This window comes from Streptomyces sp. NBC_01476 (assembly GCF_036227265.1).
Lineage (GTDB): Bacteria > Actinomycetota > Actinomycetes > Streptomycetales > Streptomycetaceae > Actinacidiphila.
This window is the reverse complement of record NZ_CP109446.1, coordinates 1,813,421-1,831,731: the sequence shown is the minus strand read 5'-3', so window position 1 is coordinate 1,831,731 and position 18,311 is coordinate 1,813,421. Positions and strand designations below refer to the sequence as shown.

Annotated in this window: 16 protein-coding genes; 13 read left to right on the top strand and 3 right to left on the bottom strand. The window is 70.7% G+C overall.

Annotated elements, in window-relative coordinates:
- Window positions 1-53: 53 nt before the first annotated feature.
- Window positions 54-1,040, top strand: a complete 987-nt coding sequence (locus OG552_RS08015; RefSeq protein ID WP_329130691.1) for a TerC family protein — start codon at window positions 54-56, stop codon at window positions 1,038-1,040.
- 93 nt (window positions 1,041-1,133) lie between these two features.
- Entirely contained in the window at window positions 1,134-2,165 is a 1,032-nt protein-coding gene (locus OG552_RS08010) for a cytochrome c oxidase assembly protein (RefSeq protein WP_329130690.1), read from the top strand.
- A 4-nt stretch (window positions 2,166-2,169) separates the two neighbouring features.
- Here the strand turns inward: OG552_RS08010 and OG552_RS08005 are convergent, their stop codons facing one another.
- Entirely contained in the window at window positions 2,170-3,126 is a 957-nt protein-coding gene (locus tag OG552_RS08005) for a helix-turn-helix transcriptional regulator (protein ID WP_329130687.1), read from the bottom strand.
- Window positions 3,127-3,207: 81 nt separating this feature from the next.
- Complete coding sequence (locus OG552_RS08000) at window positions 3,208-3,864, bottom strand: MBL fold metallo-hydrolase (protein WP_329130685.1); 657 nt, start codon at window positions 3,862-3,864, stop codon at window positions 3,208-3,210.
- A 233-nt stretch (window positions 3,865-4,097) separates the two neighbouring features.
- Between OG552_RS08000 and uvrA the strand changes: the two genes are divergently transcribed.
- The 11 genes from uvrA to OG552_RS07945 all read left to right on the top strand — a co-directional run bounded on the left by uvrA (window position 4,098) and on the right by OG552_RS07945 (window position 17,283).
- Complete coding sequence (gene uvrA / locus OG552_RS07995) at window positions 4,098-7,043, top strand: excinuclease ABC subunit UvrA (RefSeq protein WP_329130683.1); 2,946 nt, start codon at window positions 4,098-4,100, stop codon at window positions 7,041-7,043.
- A gap of 137 nt (window positions 7,044-7,180) precedes the next feature.
- Window positions 7,181-7,618, top strand: a complete 438-nt coding sequence (locus OG552_RS07990; protein ID WP_329130681.1) for a Rieske (2Fe-2S) protein — start codon at window positions 7,181-7,183, stop codon at window positions 7,616-7,618.
- A 69-nt stretch (window positions 7,619-7,687) separates the two neighbouring features.
- Entirely contained in the window at window positions 7,688-9,766 is a 2,079-nt protein-coding gene (uvrC, locus tag OG552_RS07985; RefSeq protein WP_329130678.1) for an excinuclease ABC subunit UvrC, read from the top strand.
- Window positions 9,763-10,704, top strand: coding sequence for an RNase adapter RapZ (gene rapZ / locus OG552_RS07980; RefSeq protein ID WP_329130677.1), 942 nt, complete (start codon window positions 9,763-9,765; stop codon window positions 10,702-10,704). The genes uvrC and rapZ overlap by 4 nt, the downstream gene beginning before the upstream one ends.
- A 2-nt stretch (window positions 10,705-10,706) precedes the next feature.
- Window positions 10,707-11,711: a gluconeogenesis factor YvcK family protein gene (locus tag OG552_RS07975; protein WP_329130675.1), complete on the top strand. Its 1,005-nt coding sequence runs from the start codon at window positions 10,707-10,709 to the stop codon at window positions 11,709-11,711.
- Window positions 11,702-12,679, top strand: a complete 978-nt coding sequence (gene whiA, locus OG552_RS07970; RefSeq protein WP_329130673.1) for a DNA-binding protein WhiA — start codon at window positions 11,702-11,704, stop codon at window positions 12,677-12,679. Before OG552_RS07975 ends, whiA begins: the two co-directional genes overlap by 10 nt.
- A gap of 548 nt (window positions 12,680-13,227) precedes the next feature.
- Entirely contained in the window at window positions 13,228-14,232 is a 1,005-nt protein-coding gene (gene gap / locus OG552_RS07965; protein WP_329130671.1) for a type I glyceraldehyde-3-phosphate dehydrogenase, read from the top strand.
- A 130-nt stretch (window positions 14,233-14,362) separates the two neighbouring features.
- Entirely contained in the window at window positions 14,363-15,577 is a 1,215-nt protein-coding gene (locus OG552_RS07960; protein WP_329130669.1) for a phosphoglycerate kinase, read from the top strand.
- A gap of 6 nt (window positions 15,578-15,583) precedes the next feature.
- The gene (gene tpiA / locus OG552_RS07955; protein ID WP_329130667.1) at window positions 15,584-16,381 is read left to right on the top strand and encodes a triose-phosphate isomerase; all 798 of its coding nucleotides are present in this window, start codon (window positions 15,584-15,586) and stop codon (window positions 16,379-16,381) included.
- 112 nt (window positions 16,382-16,493) lie between these two features.
- Window positions 16,494-16,730: a preprotein translocase subunit SecG gene (gene secG, locus OG552_RS07950; protein ID WP_329130665.1), complete on the top strand. Its 237-nt coding sequence runs from the start codon at window positions 16,494-16,496 to the stop codon at window positions 16,728-16,730.
- A gap of 217 nt (window positions 16,731-16,947) precedes the next feature.
- A complete protein-coding gene (locus OG552_RS07945) occupies window positions 16,948-17,283 on the top strand; it encodes an RNA polymerase-binding protein RbpA (RefSeq protein WP_078862516.1) in 336 nt (111 codons plus the stop codon).
- Window positions 17,284-17,365: 82 nt separating this feature from the next.
- Here the strand turns inward: OG552_RS07945 and OG552_RS07940 are convergent, their stop codons facing one another.
- The gene (locus tag OG552_RS07940; RefSeq protein ID WP_329130661.1) at window positions 17,366-18,238 is read right to left on the bottom strand and encodes a MurR/RpiR family transcriptional regulator; all 873 of its coding nucleotides are present in this window, start codon (window positions 18,236-18,238) and stop codon (window positions 17,366-17,368) included.
- Window positions 18,239-18,311 lie beyond the last annotated feature (73 nt).

Below are 18,311 nucleotides of genomic sequence, written 5' to 3'. Positions count from 1 at the left end.
CTTCCTTGGTGATTCGTGTACCTTTTGAGGACCGACCCATCACCGGAGGATCAGTGGACGTTTCCCTTACCCTCTGGGCGCTCACGATCGCAGGACTGTGTGCCCTGATCGCCGCCGATTTCCTGATCGGCCGCACCCCGCACGACGTGTCCATGCGCGAGGCCGGAATATGGACCGTGGTCTGGGTGGCACTCGCCGGTCTCTTCGGCCTCGGCCTGCTGTTCTTCAGCGGCGGCCAGCCGGCCGGTGAGTTCTTCGCCGGATACATCACCGAGAAATCGCTCAGCGTCGACAACCTCTTCGTCTTCGTGCTGATCATGGCGAAGTTCGCGGTGCCCACGAAGTACCAGCAGCGGGTGCTGCTGGTCGGTGTGCTGATCGCACTGGTGCTGCGTGCTGTCTTCATCGCGGCCGGTGCCACCATCATCGCCAGCTTCTCCTGGGTCTTCTTCATCTTCGGCGCGTTCTTGATCTGGACCGCGTGGAAGCTGATCAAGGAAGCCCGCGCCGAGTCCGACGAGGAGGAGGAGTTCGAGGAGAACCGGCTGCTCAAGGCGGTCGAGAAGCGGATCCCGTCGACCGACCGCTACCACGGCACGCGGCTGTTCATCACCGAGAACGGCAAGCGGCTGATGACCCCGATGCTCGTGGTGATGCTCGCGATCGGCACCACCGATGTGCTCTTCGCGCTGGACTCGATCCCGGCGATCTTCGGTCTCACCCAGGACCCGTACATCGTCTTCACCGCCAACGCCTTCGCCCTGATGGGCCTGCGGCAGCTGTACTTCCTGATCGGCGGGCTGCTCAAGAAGCTGGTGCACCTGTCCTACGGGCTGTCGGTGATCCTCGGCTTCATCGGCGTCAAGCTGGTGCTGCACGCGCTGCACGAGACCGGGGTGCACGTGCCGGAGATCTCCATTCCGGTCTCCCTCGGGGTGATTGTCGCGGTGCTCGCGGTGACCACCGTGACCAGCCTGCGGGCGTCCCGCAAGCAGGCCGCAGAAGAGGCCGAGCCGGAGAAGCCGCGCGTCAACGTGTGACACCGGCGGCGACCCTGCGCGCCGAACCGTCCTTGTCGAGGGCTACCGTGGCCCCGATAAGGACGGTTCCGGTTCACGTGGAAAGGCGCCGATGTGGCGGGCACTGTGGCTCTCCCCGAGCTGACCGGCTCCCGGTTCTTCGCCTCCTGGCAGGTCGACGGATTCGCGCTCGCCGCCGTGCTGCTCCTCGGGGCGGCCTACGCCTACGGGGTGCGCCGCCGGCTGCGCGCGGGGGAGCGGTGGCCGCTGTGGCGGGTGCTGGCCTTCTACGTCCTCGGCCTCGGCACCCTGGTGATCGCCACGATGTCCGCGCTTGCGGTCTACGACCAGGTGCTCTTCTGGCCGGCCGCCGTGCAGAACATCCTGCTCGACCTGTTCGCGCCGCTCGGCCTGGCGCTCGGCGACCCGCTGGCGCTCGCCTCGCCGGCCGGCCGGCTGCGCCGCGCCTTCGCCTCCACACCGGCCCGCGTGCTCACCTATCCGCTGGTCAGCTCGGTGCTGGTGCTGATCTCCGAGCTGACCATCTACTTCACCCCGTACTTCTCCCACGCGCTGGGCAACCCCGGGATCCGGCAGCTGATGCACCTTCAACTGCTGCTCACCGGCTGCCTGTTCGTCCTGCCGATGCTCAGCCGCCAGGAATTGCTGCCCCGCTGGTGCAGCCACCCGGTACGAGCCGCGCTGGTCTTCTTCGACGGCCTCTTCGACTCCGTGCCCGGCATCGTGGTGATGACCAGCGGCACCCTGGTGGCCGGGCACTGGTACACCACCCACCCGCGTACCTGGGGTCCGTCCGTCCAGCACGACCAGATGCTCGGCGGCGGCCTCATGATCACCCTCGCCGAACTGGTCTCGCTCCCGTTCGTGCTGGCCGTCTTCTTCGAGTGGTGGCGGGCCGAACGCGAGAAGACCGCGGCGCTGGACGCCCGTCTCGACCGCGAGGCGGCGGCTCAGGCGCCGCCCGCCCCCGCCGGCGTGGCCGCGCCCGCCTCTTCGGCGTCTTCGGCCCCGTCATCCACATCCGCCGCCGCGACGGCCGCCGCCGCTGCCGTTCCCGAGATGACCCGCCCCTGGTGGGAGACCGACCAGGGCGAGGTCGGCATGCGCATGCGCGGGGAGAGCTGACCGGTCACCGATAGCGCTCCGCCAGCGCGCGGGTGGTGGCGGCCAGGCGGGCGCGCAGCTCGGGCGGGCCGAGGACCTCGACGGAGGTGCCCAGGGCGAGGATGTCGGACTCGGCCTGCTCCAGTGACTCGACCGGGAGCGTCAGGCGCAGCAGGCCGTCGGTGTCCGGGACCGCGGTGGCGGCAAGCGCCCGCCCGGCCGGGCCGCCCAGCCTGGCGGCGGCCTGCGGGGTGAGGCGCACCTCGGCCTCGAAGCGGCCCAGCTGGGCGAGGAAGTCGGCCTGCCGGCGGTGCCAGTGCGCCGCCAGGTCGAAGCCGGCGGGCGGCTCGAACGTCTCGTCGCGGACGGTGAGTGCGAGGATCCGGTCCACCCGGTACGTCCGCAGCCCGGTCTCACCGGCGGCGACGGTGTACCACCGGCCCGCCTTGAGCACCAGGCCGTACGGCTCCAGCCGGCGCTCCACGTCGGTGGGTTCCTTCCAGCGGCGGTAGCGGACGTCGAGCACCCTGTTGTGCCAGACCGCGTCCGCGACCTGCCCGAGGTAGGGCACCTCCTCGTCCACGGCGAACCAGCCGGGGGCGTCCAGGTGGAAGCGGGAGCGGATCCGGTCCGCCTGTTCGCGCAGCTCGGGCGGCAGCGCGGCCCGCACCTTCAGCTGGGCGGCGGCCAGCGCGCGGCCCAGGCCCAGCTCCGCGGCAGGGCCTGGCACCCCGGACAGGAACAGCGCCTCGGCCTCGTCGGGGGTCAGTCCGGTCAGCCGGGTGCGGTAGCCGGCGAGCAGCTGGTAGCCGCCGCGGTGGCCGGCGTCACCGTAGAGGGGCACACCGGAGACGTGCAGCGCCTCCACGTCCCGGTAGACCGTCCGCTCGGAGACTTCGAGCTCCGCCGCGAGCTGGGCGGCGGTCATCCGGCCCCGGGTCTGGAGCAGCAGCAGGATCGAGAGCAGCCGACTGGACTTCACTGACACAGGCTGTCAGTGGATGCGGCGTAGGGTCCAGCCATGCACCTCTCGTACGACGCCCGGCCCGGCGCGGGCGGCCGGCTACCAGCCGCGCTCGCGCCACTGCGCGAGGTGCGGGCGCTCGTCGCCGAGGGTGGTGTCGTTGCCGTGGCCGGGGTAGACCCAGCTCTCGTCCGGCAGGACGTCGAAGAGCTTCGCGGTGACATCGCCGAGGAGCGAGGCGAAGGCGGCGGGGTCGTCGTGGGTGTTGCCGACGCCGCCGGGGAAGAGGCAGTCGCCGGTGAAGACGTGCGGGTGGCCGTGCGGGTCGTCGTAGATCAGCGCGATGCTGCCCGGGGTGTGGCCGACCAGGTGGCGGGCGGTGAGCCGGACCTCGCCGAAGGAGATGGTGTCGCCGTCGTCCACCGGGTCGGTGGTGGGCACGGGGATGCCGGGGGCGTCGTCGCGGCCGGCGTAGGTGCGGGCACCGGTGGCGTCCACCACCGCGCGCAGGGCCTGCCAGTGGTCGCCGTGCTGGTGGGTGGTGACGACGGCGCCGATGCCGTCCGGGCCGATGACCTCCAGCAGGGTCTCCGGCTCGTTCGCCGCGTCGATCAGCAGCTGCTCTCCGGTGGCCCGGCAGCGCAGTACATACGCGTTGTTGCTCATCGGACCGACCGCCACCTTGCTGATGATCAGGTCCTTCAGTTCGTGCACGTCGGGCGCGCCGCCCACCGTGACCTGTCCCGTGTACACCATGGCGTCAGCGTAGCGGCGCAGCACACTATCGGGTGAACGTGGCGGCGTGCGTCCGTAAATCGAAAGCACGTGCTATACGCTCGATGTGTTGCCGAGCAGCCCCGACCGCTTGTCCCACAGGCGAAGCTGTCCGGGAGGCAAAGCTGTCCGACAGGGCAAGTGGAAGAAATGCCGGGCGCACCCCGTTGAGGCTCAGTGGGGGGTGCCGAAGTCTTGATCCCCCTCTATGAAAGGTGCGCACTGGCGTGGCCGATCGACTCACCATCCGCGGCGCTCGCGAGCACAATCTGCGGAATGTCTCGCTTGACCTGCCGCGGGACTCGCTCATCGTGTTCACCGGCCTGTCCGGTTCCGGCAAGTCCTCGCTTGCCTTCGACACGATCTTCGCCGAGGGTCAGCGTCGCTACGTAGAGTCGCTCTCCTCCTACGCGCGGCAGTTCCTCGGCCAGATGGACAAGCCCGACGTCGACTTCATCGAGGGCCTGTCACCGGCCGTCTCGATCGACCAGAAGTCCACCTCGCGCAACCCGCGCTCGACGGTCGGCACCATCACCGAGGTCTACGACTATCTGCGGCTGCTCTTCGCCCGGATCGGGAAGCCGCACTGCCCCGAGTGCGGGCGCCCCATCGCCCGGCAGTCGCCGCAGGCGATCGTGGACAAGGTGCTGGAGCTGGAGGAGGGCAGCCGCTTCCAGGTGCTCTCGCCGCTGGTGCGCGAGCGCAAGGGAGAGTTCGTCGACCTCTTCGGCGACCTGCAGACCAAGGGGTACAGCCGGGCCCGGGTGGACGGCGTCACCGTCCAGCTCACCGACCCGCCCAAGCTCAAGAAGCAGGAGAAGCACACCATCGAGGTGGTCATCGACCGCCTCACCGTGAAGAGCTCCGCCAAGCGCCGCCTCACCGACTCGGTGGAGACCGCGCTCGGCCTGTCCGGCGGCATGGTGATCCTGGACTTCGTCGACCTGCCCGAGGACGACCCGCAGCGCGAGCGGATGTTCTCCGAGCACCTGTACTGCCCGTACGACGACCTGTCCTTCGAGGAACTGGAGCCGCGCTCCTTCTCCTTCAACTCGCCCTTCGGCGCCTGCCCGGACTGCACCGGCATCGGCTCCCGGATGGAGGTCGACCCGGAGCTGATCGTCCCGGACGACCAGAAGTCGCTGGACGAGGGGGCCATCGCGCCCTGGACCGGCGGCATGACCAAGAGCTACTTCGACCGGCTGGTCAAGGGCCTCGCCCAGGAGCTGGGTTTCCGCACCGACATCCCGTTCGCCGGGCTGCCCGCACGGGCCCGCAAGGCACTGCTCCACGGCCACAAGTCCGAGGTCCGCATCGCCTACAAGACCCGGTACGGCCGGGAGCGGGCGTACAACGCCCAGTTCGAGGGCGCCATCCCGTTCGTCAAGCGCCGCCACCAGGACTCCGAGAGCGACTCCAGCCGGGAGCGCTTCGAGGGGTACATGCGGGAGGTGCCCTGCCCGACCTGCAAGGGCGCCCGGCTGAAGCCGCTGGTGCTCGCCGTCACCGTGCAGGACCGGTCGATCGCCGACATCTCGGCGATGTCGATCACCGACTGCGCCGAGTTCCTGGGCGCGATGAAGCTCAACGCCCGGGACAAGAAGATCGCCGAGCGGGTCCTCAAGGAGGTCAACGAGCGGCTGAGGTTCCTGGTCGACGTCGGCCTGGACTACCTCTCGCTGAACCGCGCCGCGGGCACCCTGTCCGGCGGTGAGGCCCAGCGGATCCGGCTCGCCACCCAGATCGGCTCCGGCCTGGTCGGTGTGCTCTACGTCCTGGACGAGCCGTCCATCGGCCTCCACCAGCGGGACAACCACCGGCTGATCGAGACCCTGGTCCGGCTCCGCGACCTCGGCAACACCCTGATCGTGGTCGAGCACGACGAGGACACCATCAAGACCGCCGACTGGGTGGTCGACATCGGCCCCGGTGCCGGTGAGCACGGCGGCAAGGTGGTGCACTCCGGCTCGCTCAAGGAGCTGCTGGAGAACGACGAGTCGCTCACCGGGCAGTATCTGTCCGGCAAGCGGTCCATCCCCACCCCCGAGGCGCGGCGGCCGCTGGACCGCAGCCGGCAGCTGACCGTGCACGGCGCCCGCGAGCACAACCTGCAGGACATCGACGTGTCCTTCCCGCTGGGGGTGCTCACCGCGGTCACCGGCGTCTCCGGTTCCGGCAAGTCCACGCTGGTCAACGACATCCTCTACACCCACCTGGCCCGGGAGCTGAACGGCGCCAGGAGCGTGCCCGGCCGGCACACCCGGGTGGACGGCGACGACCTGGTGGACAAGGTGGTGCACGTCGACCAGTCGCCGATCGGCCGCACCCCGCGCTCCAACCCGGCCACGTACACCGGCGTCTTCGACAACGTCCGCAAGCTCTTCGCCGAGACCATGGAGGCGAAGGTCCGCGGCTATCTGCCGGGGCGCTTCTCCTTCAACGTCAAGGGCGGCCGCTGCGAGAACTGCGCGGGCGACGGCACCATCAAGATCGAGATGAACTTCCTGCCGGACGTCTACGTCCCGTGCGAGGTGTGCCACGGCGCCCGGTACAACCGGGAGACCCTGGAGGTGCACTACAAGGGCAAGTCCATCGCCGAGGTGCTGGACATGCCGATCGAGGAGGCGCTGGACTTCTTCGAGGCGGTGCCCAACATCTCGCGGCACCTGCGCACGCTCAACGAGGTCGGTCTGGGGTACGTCCGGCTCGGCCAGTCCGCGCCGACCCTCTCCGGCGGCGAGGCGCAGCGCGTCAAGCTCGCCTCCGAGCTGCAGAAGCGCTCCACCGGCCGGACCGTCTACGTCCTGGACGAGCCCACCACCGGACTGCACTTCGAGGACATCAGCAAGCTGATCAAGGTGCTCTCCGGACTGGTCGACAAGGGCAACACGGTGATCGTCATCGAGCACAACCTGGACGTCATCAAGACCGCGGACTGGGTGATCGACATGGGCCCCGAGGGTGGCAACGGCGGCGGTCTGCTGGTCGCCGAGGGCACTCCGGAGCAGATCGCCGGCGTCCCGGCCAGCCACACCGGGAAGTTCCTGCGGGACATCCTCAGCCCGGAGGCGGTCAGCGACGCCACCGTGCCGGCGCCCCGGAAACGGGCGGCGGCCAAGCGGGCCGCACCGGCCCGCAAGCGCGCGGCCAGTAAGGCGTAGCGGGCCTGTCGCCTGTGGGCCGCCCATCCCCGGGTGGGCGGCCTCTCAGGGGACGGACAGGGGCGGCGATTAAGGTCAAAGGCGCCACAGGACGGCCAGCCGCGCCGGCCCCACGTACCGCACCACTGGAGCACACCATGTCCGCCGAACCGCCCGCCGAGACCGCCGCACCGCCGCCCCTGGGGCGCCGTACCGTCCTGCGGGGCGCCGCCGGGGCGGGCGCCGCCGGCGCCGCGGGGCTGGGGCTGGCCGCGTGCGGCAAGACCAGCTCCGACCTGCCGACCAAGCCGGTGGACCTCGGCGCCTCCAGCGACGTTCCGGTGGGCGGAGCCAAGCTCTACCGGGACGACAAGGTCGTGGTCGCCCAGCCGCAGCAGGGCACCTTCAAGGCGTTCAGCGCGGTCTGCACCCACCAGGGCTGCGTGGTCGACTCGGTCGACGGCACGACCATTTCCTGCCCCTGCCACGGCAGCCAGTTCAACGCACTGACCGGCGCCGTCCTGCAGGGCCCGGCGACCCGCGCGCTGCCCGCGGTCACCGTCAAGGAGACCGGCGGCAGACTCACCGCGGGCTGACCCCCGCGGGCGGACGCAACCCCGGTGGGCAGCGCCGAGTTGTCACCGTCCGCAAGTAGGGTGGAGAGCATGGCAGACCCCAGCAGCTACCGACCGAAGCCGGGCCAGATCCCCGACTCTCCCGGGGTCTACAAATTCCGGGACGAGCACCGCCGGGTGATCTATGTCGGCAAGGCGAAGAGCCTGCGGCAGCGGCTGTCCTCGTACTTCCAGGACATCACCAACCTGCACCAGCGCACCGCCACCATGGTCACCACCGCGGCCTCGGTGGAGTGGACGGTCGTCTCCACCGAGGTCGAGGCGCTGCAGCTCGAATACTCCTGGATCAAGGAGTTCGACCCCCGGTTCAACGTCAAGTACCGCGACGACAAGAGCTACCCGTCGCTCGCCGTCACCATGAACGAGGACTTCCCCCGGGTCCAGGTCATGCGCGGCCCCAAGCGCAAGGGCGTGCGCTACTTCGGCCCGTACGCGCACGCCTGGGCGATCCGCGAGACCGTCGACCTGCTGCTGCGGGTCTTCCCGGTCCGCACCTGCTCCCCCGGGGTCTTCAAGCGCTCCGCCCAGATCGGCCGCCCCTGCCTGCTCGGCTACATCGGCAAGTGCTCGGCGCCGTGCGTCGGCCGGATCAGCCCCGAGGACCACCGCGAACTCGCCGAGGAGTTCTGCGACTTCATGGCCGGCCACACCGGCACCTACCTGCGGCGCCTCGAACAGCGGATGAAGGACGCGGCCGGCGCCATGGAGTACGAGCAGGCGGCCCGGCTGCGCGACGACATCGAGGCGCTGCGCCGCGCCATGGAGAAGAACGCGGTGGTGCTCGCCGACGCCACCGACGCCGACCTGATCGCGGTCGCCGAGGACGAGCTCGAAGCGGCCGTGCAGATCTTCCACGTCCGCGGCGGCCGGGTGCGCGGCCAGCGGGGCTGGGTCACCGACAAGGTCGAGGCCGTCGACACCGCCGGCCTCGTCGAGCACGCCCTGCAGCAGCTCTACGGGGACGAGACCGGAGACGCCGAGCAGTCCGGCGGCAGCGGCGGCGTGCCCAAGGAGGTGCTGGTCCCGGCGCTGCCGGAGCCGGCCGGACCGGTCACCGAGTGGCTGTGCGAGCGGCGCGGCTCCCACGTCAGCCTGCGGGTGCCGCAGCGTGGCGACAAGAAGGACCTGATGGCCACCGTGCAGCGCAACGCCCAGCAGGCGCTGGCGCTGCACAAGACCAAGCGCGCCTCCGACCTCACCACCCGCTCCCGCGCGCTGGAGGAGATCGCCGCCGCTCTCGACCTGGACGACGCTCCGCTGCGCATCGAGTGCTACGACATCAGCCACCTCCAAGGTGACGACGTGGTGGCGTCGATGGTGGTCTTCGAGGACGGCCTGTCCCGCAAGAGCGAGTACCGCCGCTTCCAGATCAAGTCGTTCGCCGGGCAGGACGACGTCCGCTCCATGCACGAGGTGATCTCCCGCCGCTTCCGTCGCTACCTCCAGGAGAAGCAGCGCACCGGGGAGTGGGCGGAAGACCAGGAGGACCAGCAGGTCGGCGGTGAGGTCGAGGCGCACAGCGGCCCGATCGACCCCGACACCGGCCGCCCCCGCAAGTTCGCCTACCCGCCGCAGCTCGTGGTGGTCGACGGCGGTCAGCCGCAGGTCGCCGCGGCCCGCCGGGCGCTGGACGAACTCGGCATAGACGACGTGGCGGTCTGCGGCCTTGCCAAGCGGCTGGAAGAGGTGTGGCTGCCGGGTGAGAACGACCCGGTCATCCTGCCCCGTACGAGTGAAGGTCTCTATCTGCTGCAGCGGGTACGGGACGAGGCACACCGGTTCGCGATCAACTACCAGCGGTCCAAGCGCTCCAGGACGATGAAGGCCGGCGCGCTGGACACCGTGCCGGGTCTCGGCGAGACCCGCAGGCAGGCCCTGCTCAAGCACTTCGGTTCGCTGAAGCGGCTGCGCTCGGCGACCGTCGAGGAGATCTGCGAGGTACCGGGGATCGGCCGCCGCACGGCGGAGACGGTCGCCGCCGCCCTGGCGTCCGCGGCCCCGGCCGCCCCCGCGGTGAACACCGCGACCGGAGAGATCATCGAAGAAGGCGACGCGACCCCGGCCCCGCCGGAACCGGTCCCGTCAGACCATCGGGGGAAGAGCGAATGAGCGAGTTGGAAGAGCATCAGCAAGGCGAACAGGACCGTACCGACGTGACCGGTGACGAAGCGGACGAGGCCGTGGAGGCCATCCCCGAACTGGTGATCATCTCCGGCATGTCCGGAGCCGGCCGCAGCACCGCGGCCAAGTGCCTCGAAGACCTCGGCTGGTTCGTCGTCGACAACCTGCCGCCGGCGCTGATCCCGACCATGGTCGACCTCGGCGCCCGCTCGCAGGGGAACGTGGCGCGGATCGCGGTGGTGGTCGACGTCCGTGGCCGCCAGTTCTTCGACAACCTCCGCGAGTCGCTGGCCGACCTGGCGGGCCGCGGCGTCAAGCGCCGGGTGATCTTCCTGGAGGCGTCCGACGACGCGCTGGTGCGCCGCTTCGAGTCCGTACGCCGCCCGCACCCGCTGCAGGGCTCCGGCCGGATCGTGGACGGCATCGCCGCCGAACGCGACCTGCTGCGCGAACTGCGCGGCGACGCCGACCTGGTGATCGACACCTCCAGCCTCAACGTGCACGAGCTGCGGGCCAAGCTGGACGCCCAGTTCGCCGGTGAGGAGGAGCCGGAACTGCGGGCCACCGTGATGTCGTTCGGATACAAGTACGGACTTCCGGTCGACGCCGACCTGGTGGTGGACTGCCGCTTCCTGCCCAACCCGCACTGGGTGCCAGAACTGCGGCCCTTCACCGGGCTCAACGAGGAGGTGGCGCAGTACGTGTTCGGCCAGCCCGGCGCCAAGGAGTTCCTCGACCGGTACACCGAACTGCTGCACATCATCGCGGCCGGCTACCGGCGTGAGGGCAAGCGGTACGTGACCATCGCGGTCGGCTGTACCGGCGGCAAGCACCGCAGCGTGGCGATGTCGGAGCGGCTCGCGGCGCGACTGGCGGCGGACGGAGTGGAGACGGTGACCGTGCACAGGGACATGGGGCGCGAGTGATCATGACGGGCCGGCGGCGGCGCCGGGACTCGGGCCGCCGCGCCGGGGTCCCGCCGAAGGTGGTCGCCCTCGGCGGCGGCCATGGGCTGTCCGCCTCGCTCGCGGCGCTGCGCCGGATCACCGGCGATCTGACCGCGGTGGTCACGGTCGCCGACGACGGCGGCTCCAGCGGACGGCTGCGGACCGAGATGGGCGTGCTGCCGCCCGGCGACCTGCGCAAGGCGCTCGCGGCGCTCTGCGGCGACGACGAGTGGGGCCAGACCTGGTCCAAGGTGCTCCAGCACCGCTTCGTCAGCGGCGGCGACCTGCACGGCCACGCGGTCGGCAATCTGCTGATCGTCGCCCTGTGGGAGCAGCTCAACGACGAGGTGGCCGCGCTGGAGTGGGTGGGCCGGCTGCTCGGCGCGCACGGCCGGGTGCTGCCGATGTCCGCCGTCCCGCTCGACCTGCACGCCATCGTCCGCGGGCACGACCCGGCGCTCCCCGACGCGATCTCCACGGTCCGCGGCCAGGCCACCGTGGCGCTGACCCCCGGCGAGGTGCAGGAGGTGATGGTCGTACCCAACGACCCGCCGGCCGTGCCGGAGGCCGTACAGGCGGTGCTTGACGCCGACTGGGTGATCCTCGGACCCGGTTCCTGGTTCTCCTCGGTCATCCCGCACCTGCTGGTACCGGAGTTGGCCGATGCGCTGATGAACACCAGGGCCCGGCGGGTGCTCACCCTCAACCTCGCGCCGCAGCCCGGAGAGACCGAAGGATTTTCTCCGCAGCGTCACTTGGAGGTTTTGGGGCGACACGCCCCTAAACTCACCATCGACGTGGTTCTCGCCGACGAGGCCGCCGTACCCGATCGCGACAGCCTCTCCGAGGCGGCCGAGCGGTTGGGAGGTACGGTCGAGCTTGCCCCGGTCGCCGCCCCCGACGGGCCGCGGCACGACCCGGAGTTGTTGGCCGCCGCGTATGACCGGATTTTTCGTATGCGTGGAAGGATCGGCCCATGGCGATGACGGCAGCGGTGAAGGACGAGATCTCCCGGCTTCCCGTCACCCGGACCTGCTGCCGCAAGGCAGAGGTCTCGTCGATCCTGCGGTTCGCGGGCGGCCTGCACCTGGTGAGCGGGCGGATCGTGATCGAGGCGGAGCTGGACACCGGGATCGCGGCCAGGAGGCTCCGCAAGGACATCCTGGAGATCTTCGGGCACTCCTCGGACCTGGTGGTGATGGCGCCCGGCGGGCTGCGGCGCGGCAGCCGTTACGTCGTACGGGTGGTGGCCGGCGGTGATCAGCTGGCCCGGCAGACCGGCCTGGTCGACGGCCGCGGCCGGCCGATCCGCGGGCTGCCGCCCCAGGTGGTCTCCGGCGCCACCTGTGACGCCGAGGCGGCGTGGCGGGGTGCCTTCCTGGCCCACGGCTCGCTCACCGAACCCGGCCGCTCCTCCTCCCTGGAGGTGACCTGCCCGGGTCCTGAGGCCGCCCTGGCGCTGGTCGGCGCGGCCCGCAGGCTGCAGATCCCGGCCAAGGCCCGTGAGGTCCGCAATGTGGACCGGGTGGTGGTACGCGACGGTGACGCGATCGGCGCGCTGCTCACCCGGTTGGGCGCGCACGATTCGGTGCTGGCCTGGGAGGAGCGCCGGATGCGGCGCGAGGTGCGGGCCACCGCCAACCGGCTGGCCAATTTCGACGACGCCAACCTGCGGCGGTCGGCTCGTGCGGCGGTGGCGGCCGGTGCGCGGGTGCAGCGTGCGCTGGAGATCCTGGGCGAGGAGGTCCCGGAGCACCTGGCCGCGGCGGGGCGGCTCCGGATGGACCACAAGCAGGCGTCCCTGGAGGAGCTGGGGTCCCTCGCGGAGCCGCCGCTCACCAAGGACGCGGTGGCCGGGCGCATCCGGCGGCTGCTGGCGATGGCCGACAAGCGGGCGTCGGATCTCGGCATGCCGGGCACGGAGGCGAACCTCACGGACGAAATGGTCAGCTGACCCCCCCCTGCGGGGCGCCTTTCCCGGACGACGGTGCCCTACCCGGCGGGTGCCCTTACGGGAGGCGGTTGCTTTTAGGGGCGCGGGGAACTGCGCGACCGGCCACGACGGGGCCGCACTCCGTCACCGGCCCAAAGGGGCTGTTGCTGTCGTTCCCGGACCACCGGCCGGTGGCCGGTTGCTCGCGCAGTTCCCCGCGCCCCTTCGGGGCACAGGCACTCCGGTGCACCCCGCGCCCCTGGTGGATGCCGTCCGCCCGCGAGGGCACCCCGCGCCCCTGGGGGAGCCGTCCGCCCGCGAGGGCACCCGCGGCGAAAGGCGCCCGCCTGGTAGGGCCCCCTCCCGGGAAGGGACCCGTCCGGCGGGGCGCGCGACGGGTAGGGCGCCGCAGGCGGGGGAGGGGAGGTAGTTGGGGGTGGCGGCCCGCAGGGGATGGCTGGGCGGTGTCACCGGGAACACCCCGGCGAGGTAGGGTCATCAGTGGTCGGGGACATCCCATATTTCGCAGCCGGAGAGGGACTCCGGCGACTGAGCGAGGAGATCGGTTCGTGACGATCCGGGTAGGCATCAACGGCTTTGGCCGCATCGGGCGTAACTTCTTCCGCGCCGCCCTGGAGCAGGGCGCGGACATCGAGATCGTGGCTGTCAACGACCTGGGTGACACCGCGACCACGGCGCACCTGCTGAAGTACGACACCATCCTGGGCCGCCTCAAGGCCGAGGTGACCAGCACCGCCGACACCATCACCGTGAACGGCCACACCATCAAGGTGCTCGCCGAGCGCGACCCCGCCGCCATCGCATGGGGCGAGCTGGGCGTCGACGTGGTGATCGAGTCGACCGGCATCTTCACCAAGGCCGCCGACGCGGGCAAGCACATCGCGGGCGGTGCCAAGAAGGTCATCATCTCGGCGCCCGCCACCAACGAGGACATCACCATCGTGATGGGCGTCAACCAGGACGCGTACGACCCCGCCAACCACCACATCATCTCCAACGCGTCGTGCACCACGAACTGTGTGGCGCCGATGGCGAAGGTGCTGCTGGAGAACTTCGGCATCGTCAAGGGCCTGATGACGACGGTGCACGCGTACACCAACGACCAGCGCATCCTGGACTTCCCGCACAAGGACCTGCGCCGCGCCCGCGCCGCCGCGGAGAACATCATCCCGACCACCACGGGCGCCGCCAAGGCCACCGCGCTGGTCATCCCGGAGCTCAAGGGCAAGCTGGACGGCATCGCGATGCGCGTCCCGGTCCCCACCGGCTCGGTCACCGACCTGGTCGTCGACCTGGAGCGCGAGGTCACCAAGGACGAGGTCAACGCCGCGTTCCTGAAGGCGTCGCAGGGCCAGCTCAAGGGCCTGCTGGAGTACACCGAGGACCCGATCGTCTCCTCGGACATCGTCAACTGGCCGGCGTCGTGCACCTTCGACTCCTCGCTGACGATGGTCCAGGGCAAGACCGCCAAGGTCATCGGCTGGTACGACAACGAGTGGGGCTACTCCAACCGTCTGGTGGACCTCACGGTCTTCGTCGGCGGCCAGCTCTGAGCGCGTAACCACCACATCAGCCACCGCACAGCGATGTGAGCGGCAGGGTCCGGACGGGCGCGGCGACGCGCCCGCCGGGCCCTGTTCGCGTGGCCGCCTTCCCGACTCGTACCCACAGGAGACCCCACAGATGAAGACGATCGACGACCTGATCGCCGAGGGGCAGGTCGCGGGCAAGCGTGTGTTCGTCCGCGCCGACCTCAATGTGCCGCTCGCCGGCGAGACCATCACCGACGACGGCCGTATCCGCGCCGCCGTCCCGACCATCACCCGTCTGGCCGAAGCCGGCGCCAAGGTGATCGTCGCCTCGCACCTGGGCCGCCCCAAGGGCGAGCCCGACCCGAAGTTCTCCCTCGCCCCGGTGGCCGCCCGGCTCGGCGAGCTGCTCGGCAAGGACGTCGCTTTCGCCGCCGACACGGTGGGCGACAGCGCCCGCGCCACGGTCGGCGCACTCGCCGACGGCCAGGTCGCCCTGCTGGAGAACCTGCGCTTCAACGCCGGTGAGACCGCCAAGGACGACGCCGAGCGCGGCGCCTTCGCCGACCGGCTGGCGGCGCTCGCCGACACCTACGTCGGGGACGGCTTCGGCGCGGTGCACCGCAAGCACGCCTCGGTCTACGACCTCCCGGCCCGGCTGCCGCACGCGGCCGGCGGCCTGATCGCCACCGAGGTCGGCGTGCTCAAGAAGCTCACCGAGGACGTGGCGCGGCCGTACGCGGTGGTGCTCGGCGGCTCGAAGGTCTCCGACAAGCTGGGCGTCATCGACCACCTGCTGGAGAAGGCCGACCGCATCCTGGTCGGCGGCGGCATGGTCTTCACCTTCCTCAAGGCCCAGGGCTACGAGGTCGGCAAGAGCCTGCTGCAGGAGGACCAGATCCCGGTCGTCACCGAGTACCTGGAGCGGGCCAAGGCCAAGGGCGTGGAGTTCGTGCTGCCGGTGGACGTCATCGGCGCCACCGAGTTCCCCGACCTGAAGACCAAGGCGCCGGCCTCTCCGGTCACCGCCGCCGTGGACGCGATCCCCGCGGACGTGCTGGGCCTGGACATCGGCCCGGAGTCCCGCAAGCAGTTCGCCGCCAAGCTCGCCGACGCGGCCACCATCTTCTGGAACGGCCCGATGGGTGTCTTCGAGCACCCCGACTTCGCCGACGGCACCCGCGCGGTCGCCCAGGCGCTGGTCGACTCGGACGCCTTCAGCGTGGTCGGCGGCGGCGACTCGGCCGCGGCGGTCCGCATCCTCGGCTTCGACGAGAACGCTTTCGGCCATATTTCCACCGGAGGCGGTGCCAGCCTGGAGTACCTGGAGGGCAAGACGCTGCCCGGCCTGGCCGCACTGGAGGACTGATCTCACATGACTGAGCAGCAGACCGAGAAGGTCGCCCGCACCCCGCTGATGGCGGGCAACTGGAAGATGAACCTCAACCACCTTGAGGCCATCGCGCACGTCCAGAAGCTCGCCTTCGCCCTGTCCGACAAGGACTACGACGCGGTCGAGGTCGCCGTCCTGCCGCCCTACACCGACCTGCGCTCGGTGCAGACCCTGGTGGACGGCGACAAGCTGAAGATCAAGTACGGTGCCCAGGACCTGTCCCAGCACGACGCGGGCGCCTACACCGGCGAGATCTCCGGCGCCATGCTGGCCAAGCTGAAGTGCACCTTCGTCGCCGTCGGGCACTCCGAGCGCCGCCAGTACCACGGCGAGGACGAGCCGGTCGTCAACGCCAAGATCAAGGCGGCCTACCGGCACGGCCTCACCCCGATCCTGTGTGTCGGCGAGGGCCTGGACGTCCGCAGGGCCGGCCGGCAGGTCGAGCACACCCTGGCCCAGCTCGACGGCGCCCTGAAGGACATTCCCGCAGATCAGGCGGCCACCATCGTGATCGCCTACGAGCCGGTCTGGGCGATCGGCACCGGCGAGGTGGCCACCCCGGGGGACGCCCAGGAGGTCTGCGGGGCGATCCGCGGCCGGCTGGCCGAGCTGTACGGCCAGGAGCTCGCCGACGGCGTACGGATCCAGTACGGCGGCTCGGTCAAGGCCGGCAATGTGGCCGCGATCATGGCCCAGCCGGACGTGGACGGCGCCCTGGTGGGCGGTGCGGCGCTGGACGCCGAGGAGTTCGTCAAGATCGTCCGCTTCCGGGACCAGTGAACTCCGCGGGACTGTGAAGTACCCTGGCGGGGCCAAACCGTGGAGGTACGCGGTTTGGCCCCGTGCCGTAATCATGTAGTGCCGTCATGTAGTCGAGAGAGTTGGTCCAGCCGTGGTCATCGGGTTCTCCATCGCCCTCATCATCTTCAGCCTGCTGCTTCTGCTGCTCGTGCTGATGCACAAGGGGAAGGGCGGCGGCCTGTCGGACATGTTCGGCGGCGGCATGCAGTCCTCGGTCGGCGGTTCCTCGGTGGCCGAGCGCAACCTCGACCGCATCACCGTGGTGATCGCCCTGCTCTGGTTCGCCTGTGTGGTCGTTCTCGGTCTGGTGATGAAGTTCCAGAAGTGAGCGGGCCGCGTGGGCCGTTCGCCGTCACCGGCGGATGAACGAAGCACGCAGGGCGTTCGATTCCGGCCCATCCAGGGATAACTGACGCTCCGTCGCGGACGCGACTTATCATGGAACCGCATCTTGGGATACCGTGCCCTTTCCCGCCAGGCGCGGGTGAATCGGTCTTTCGCATGCAGGGCGACCTCGCAGCACCATCACGCAGGGAGTTACGACCGTGGCAAGTGGCAACGCGATCCGTGGCAGTCGGGTCGGAGCGGGGCCGATGGGAGAGGCCGAGCGCGGCGAGTCCGCGCCCCGGCTGCGCATCTCCTTCTGGTGCTCCAACGGGCACGAGACCCAGCCGAGCTTCGCCAGCGACGCGCAGATCCCGGACACCTGGGACTGCCCCCGCTGCGGCTTCCCGGCCGGGCAGGACGAGGAGAACCCGCCGGCCCCCCCGCGTACCGAGCCGTACAAGACGCACCTCGCCTATGTGCGGGAACGGCGCTCGGCGGCCGACGGCGAGGCGATTCTCGCGGAGGCGCTGGCCAAGCTCCGCGGCGAGATCTGACCGGTCCGAGCGGCTTCCGCTCTCCGGGGTGCTGCCGGGGCTCCGCCGGGGCCTTCGGGTGCTTGCCGGGGTGCGGTCCGGGTCAGCCCCGGCGCCGCGGGCGAACGGCGTGGCCGTCGCCGATGTGGGACGTCAGCGCGATCGAGGCCGTCGCCCGTTCGTAGGTCAGCTGGGCGACACGGGCGTACAGGCAGTCCACGATCAGCAGCACCGAGTGGCGGGTGCCGAAGTTGCCCCGCCGGAAGCTGGTCTCACCGGAGAAGGACGTCAGGGTGATGTCCGCGGCCTGGGCGATCGGTGAGCGCGGGTCGCCGGTGAGGGCGACGGTGGTGGCGCCGCGCTCGGCGGCCAGCCGCAGCGGCTCCAGCACTTCCCGGGTGGTGCCCGAGTGGGAGACCACCACCACCGCGTCGGAGGGCGTCAGCAGGGCCGCGGAGGTCTCCGCGGCGTGCACCTCGGTCCAGGCGTGGGCGGCGCAGCCGATGCCGTAGAGCCGGGCCTGCGTCTCATGGGCGACGATTCCGGAGCCGCCCACTCCGTACACATCGATCCTGCGGGCCCTGGCGAGGGCCTGGGCGGCCCGTTCGAGTGCCGGCCGGTCCAGCTGGTCGGCGGTGTGCCGCAAGGCCCGCAGATCGGCTTCCGCGACCACCCCGATGACATGCTCCAGGTCGTCCTCCGGGCCGATCTGCGGGCCCAGCGCGGCGCTCGGCGGGCCGCCGGCCTCGGCGCGGCCCTGCTCCTGGGCGAGCTCGATCAGCAGCTGCTGGTACGAGTCCAGGCCGAGCGCCCGGCAGAAGCGGGTGACGGTGGCCTGGGAGGTGCCGGTACGGCGGCCCAGCTCGGCGGCCGAGCCGTGGGTGGCGGCGGCCGGGTCGGCCAGCACCAGTTCGCCGACCTTGCGCAGCGAGCCGGACATCCGGGGGAGTTCGGCGCGGATCAGAGCGGTGATCATGACGACTCGTCTCCTCTGGGGCCGGGCGGTGCGGGGCGGCGGGGTTGTGCCGGGGTGAATCTATCAACCACGA

Coding starts and splice junctions, on each gene's coding strand:
- tpiA (WP_329130667.1), top strand. CDS start 15,584: ATGACTGAGCAGCAGACCGAGAAGGTCGCCCGCACCCCGCTGATGGCG.
- OG552_RS07975 (WP_329130675.1), top strand. CDS start 10,707: ATGACGGGCCGGCGGCGGCGCCGGGACTCGGGCCGCCGCGCCGGGGTC.
- OG552_RS07990 (WP_329130681.1), top strand. CDS start 7,181: ATGTCCGCCGAACCGCCCGCCGAGACCGCCGCACCGCCGCCCCTGGGG.
- whiA (WP_329130673.1), top strand. CDS start 11,702: ATGGCGATGACGGCAGCGGTGAAGGACGAGATCTCCCGGCTTCCCGTC.
- OG552_RS08000 (WP_329130685.1), bottom strand. CDS start 3,864: ATGGTGTACACGGGACAGGTCACGGTGGGCGGCGCGCCCGACGTGCAC.
- OG552_RS07960 (WP_329130669.1), top strand. CDS start 14,363: ATGAAGACGATCGACGACCTGATCGCCGAGGGGCAGGTCGCGGGCAAG.
- uvrC (WP_329130678.1), top strand. CDS start 7,688: ATGGCAGACCCCAGCAGCTACCGACCGAAGCCGGGCCAGATCCCCGAC.
- OG552_RS07940 (WP_329130661.1), bottom strand. CDS start 18,238: ATGATCACCGCTCTGATCCGCGCCGAACTCCCCCGGATGTCCGGCTCG.
- rapZ (WP_329130677.1), top strand. CDS start 9,763: ATGAGCGAGTTGGAAGAGCATCAGCAAGGCGAACAGGACCGTACCGAC.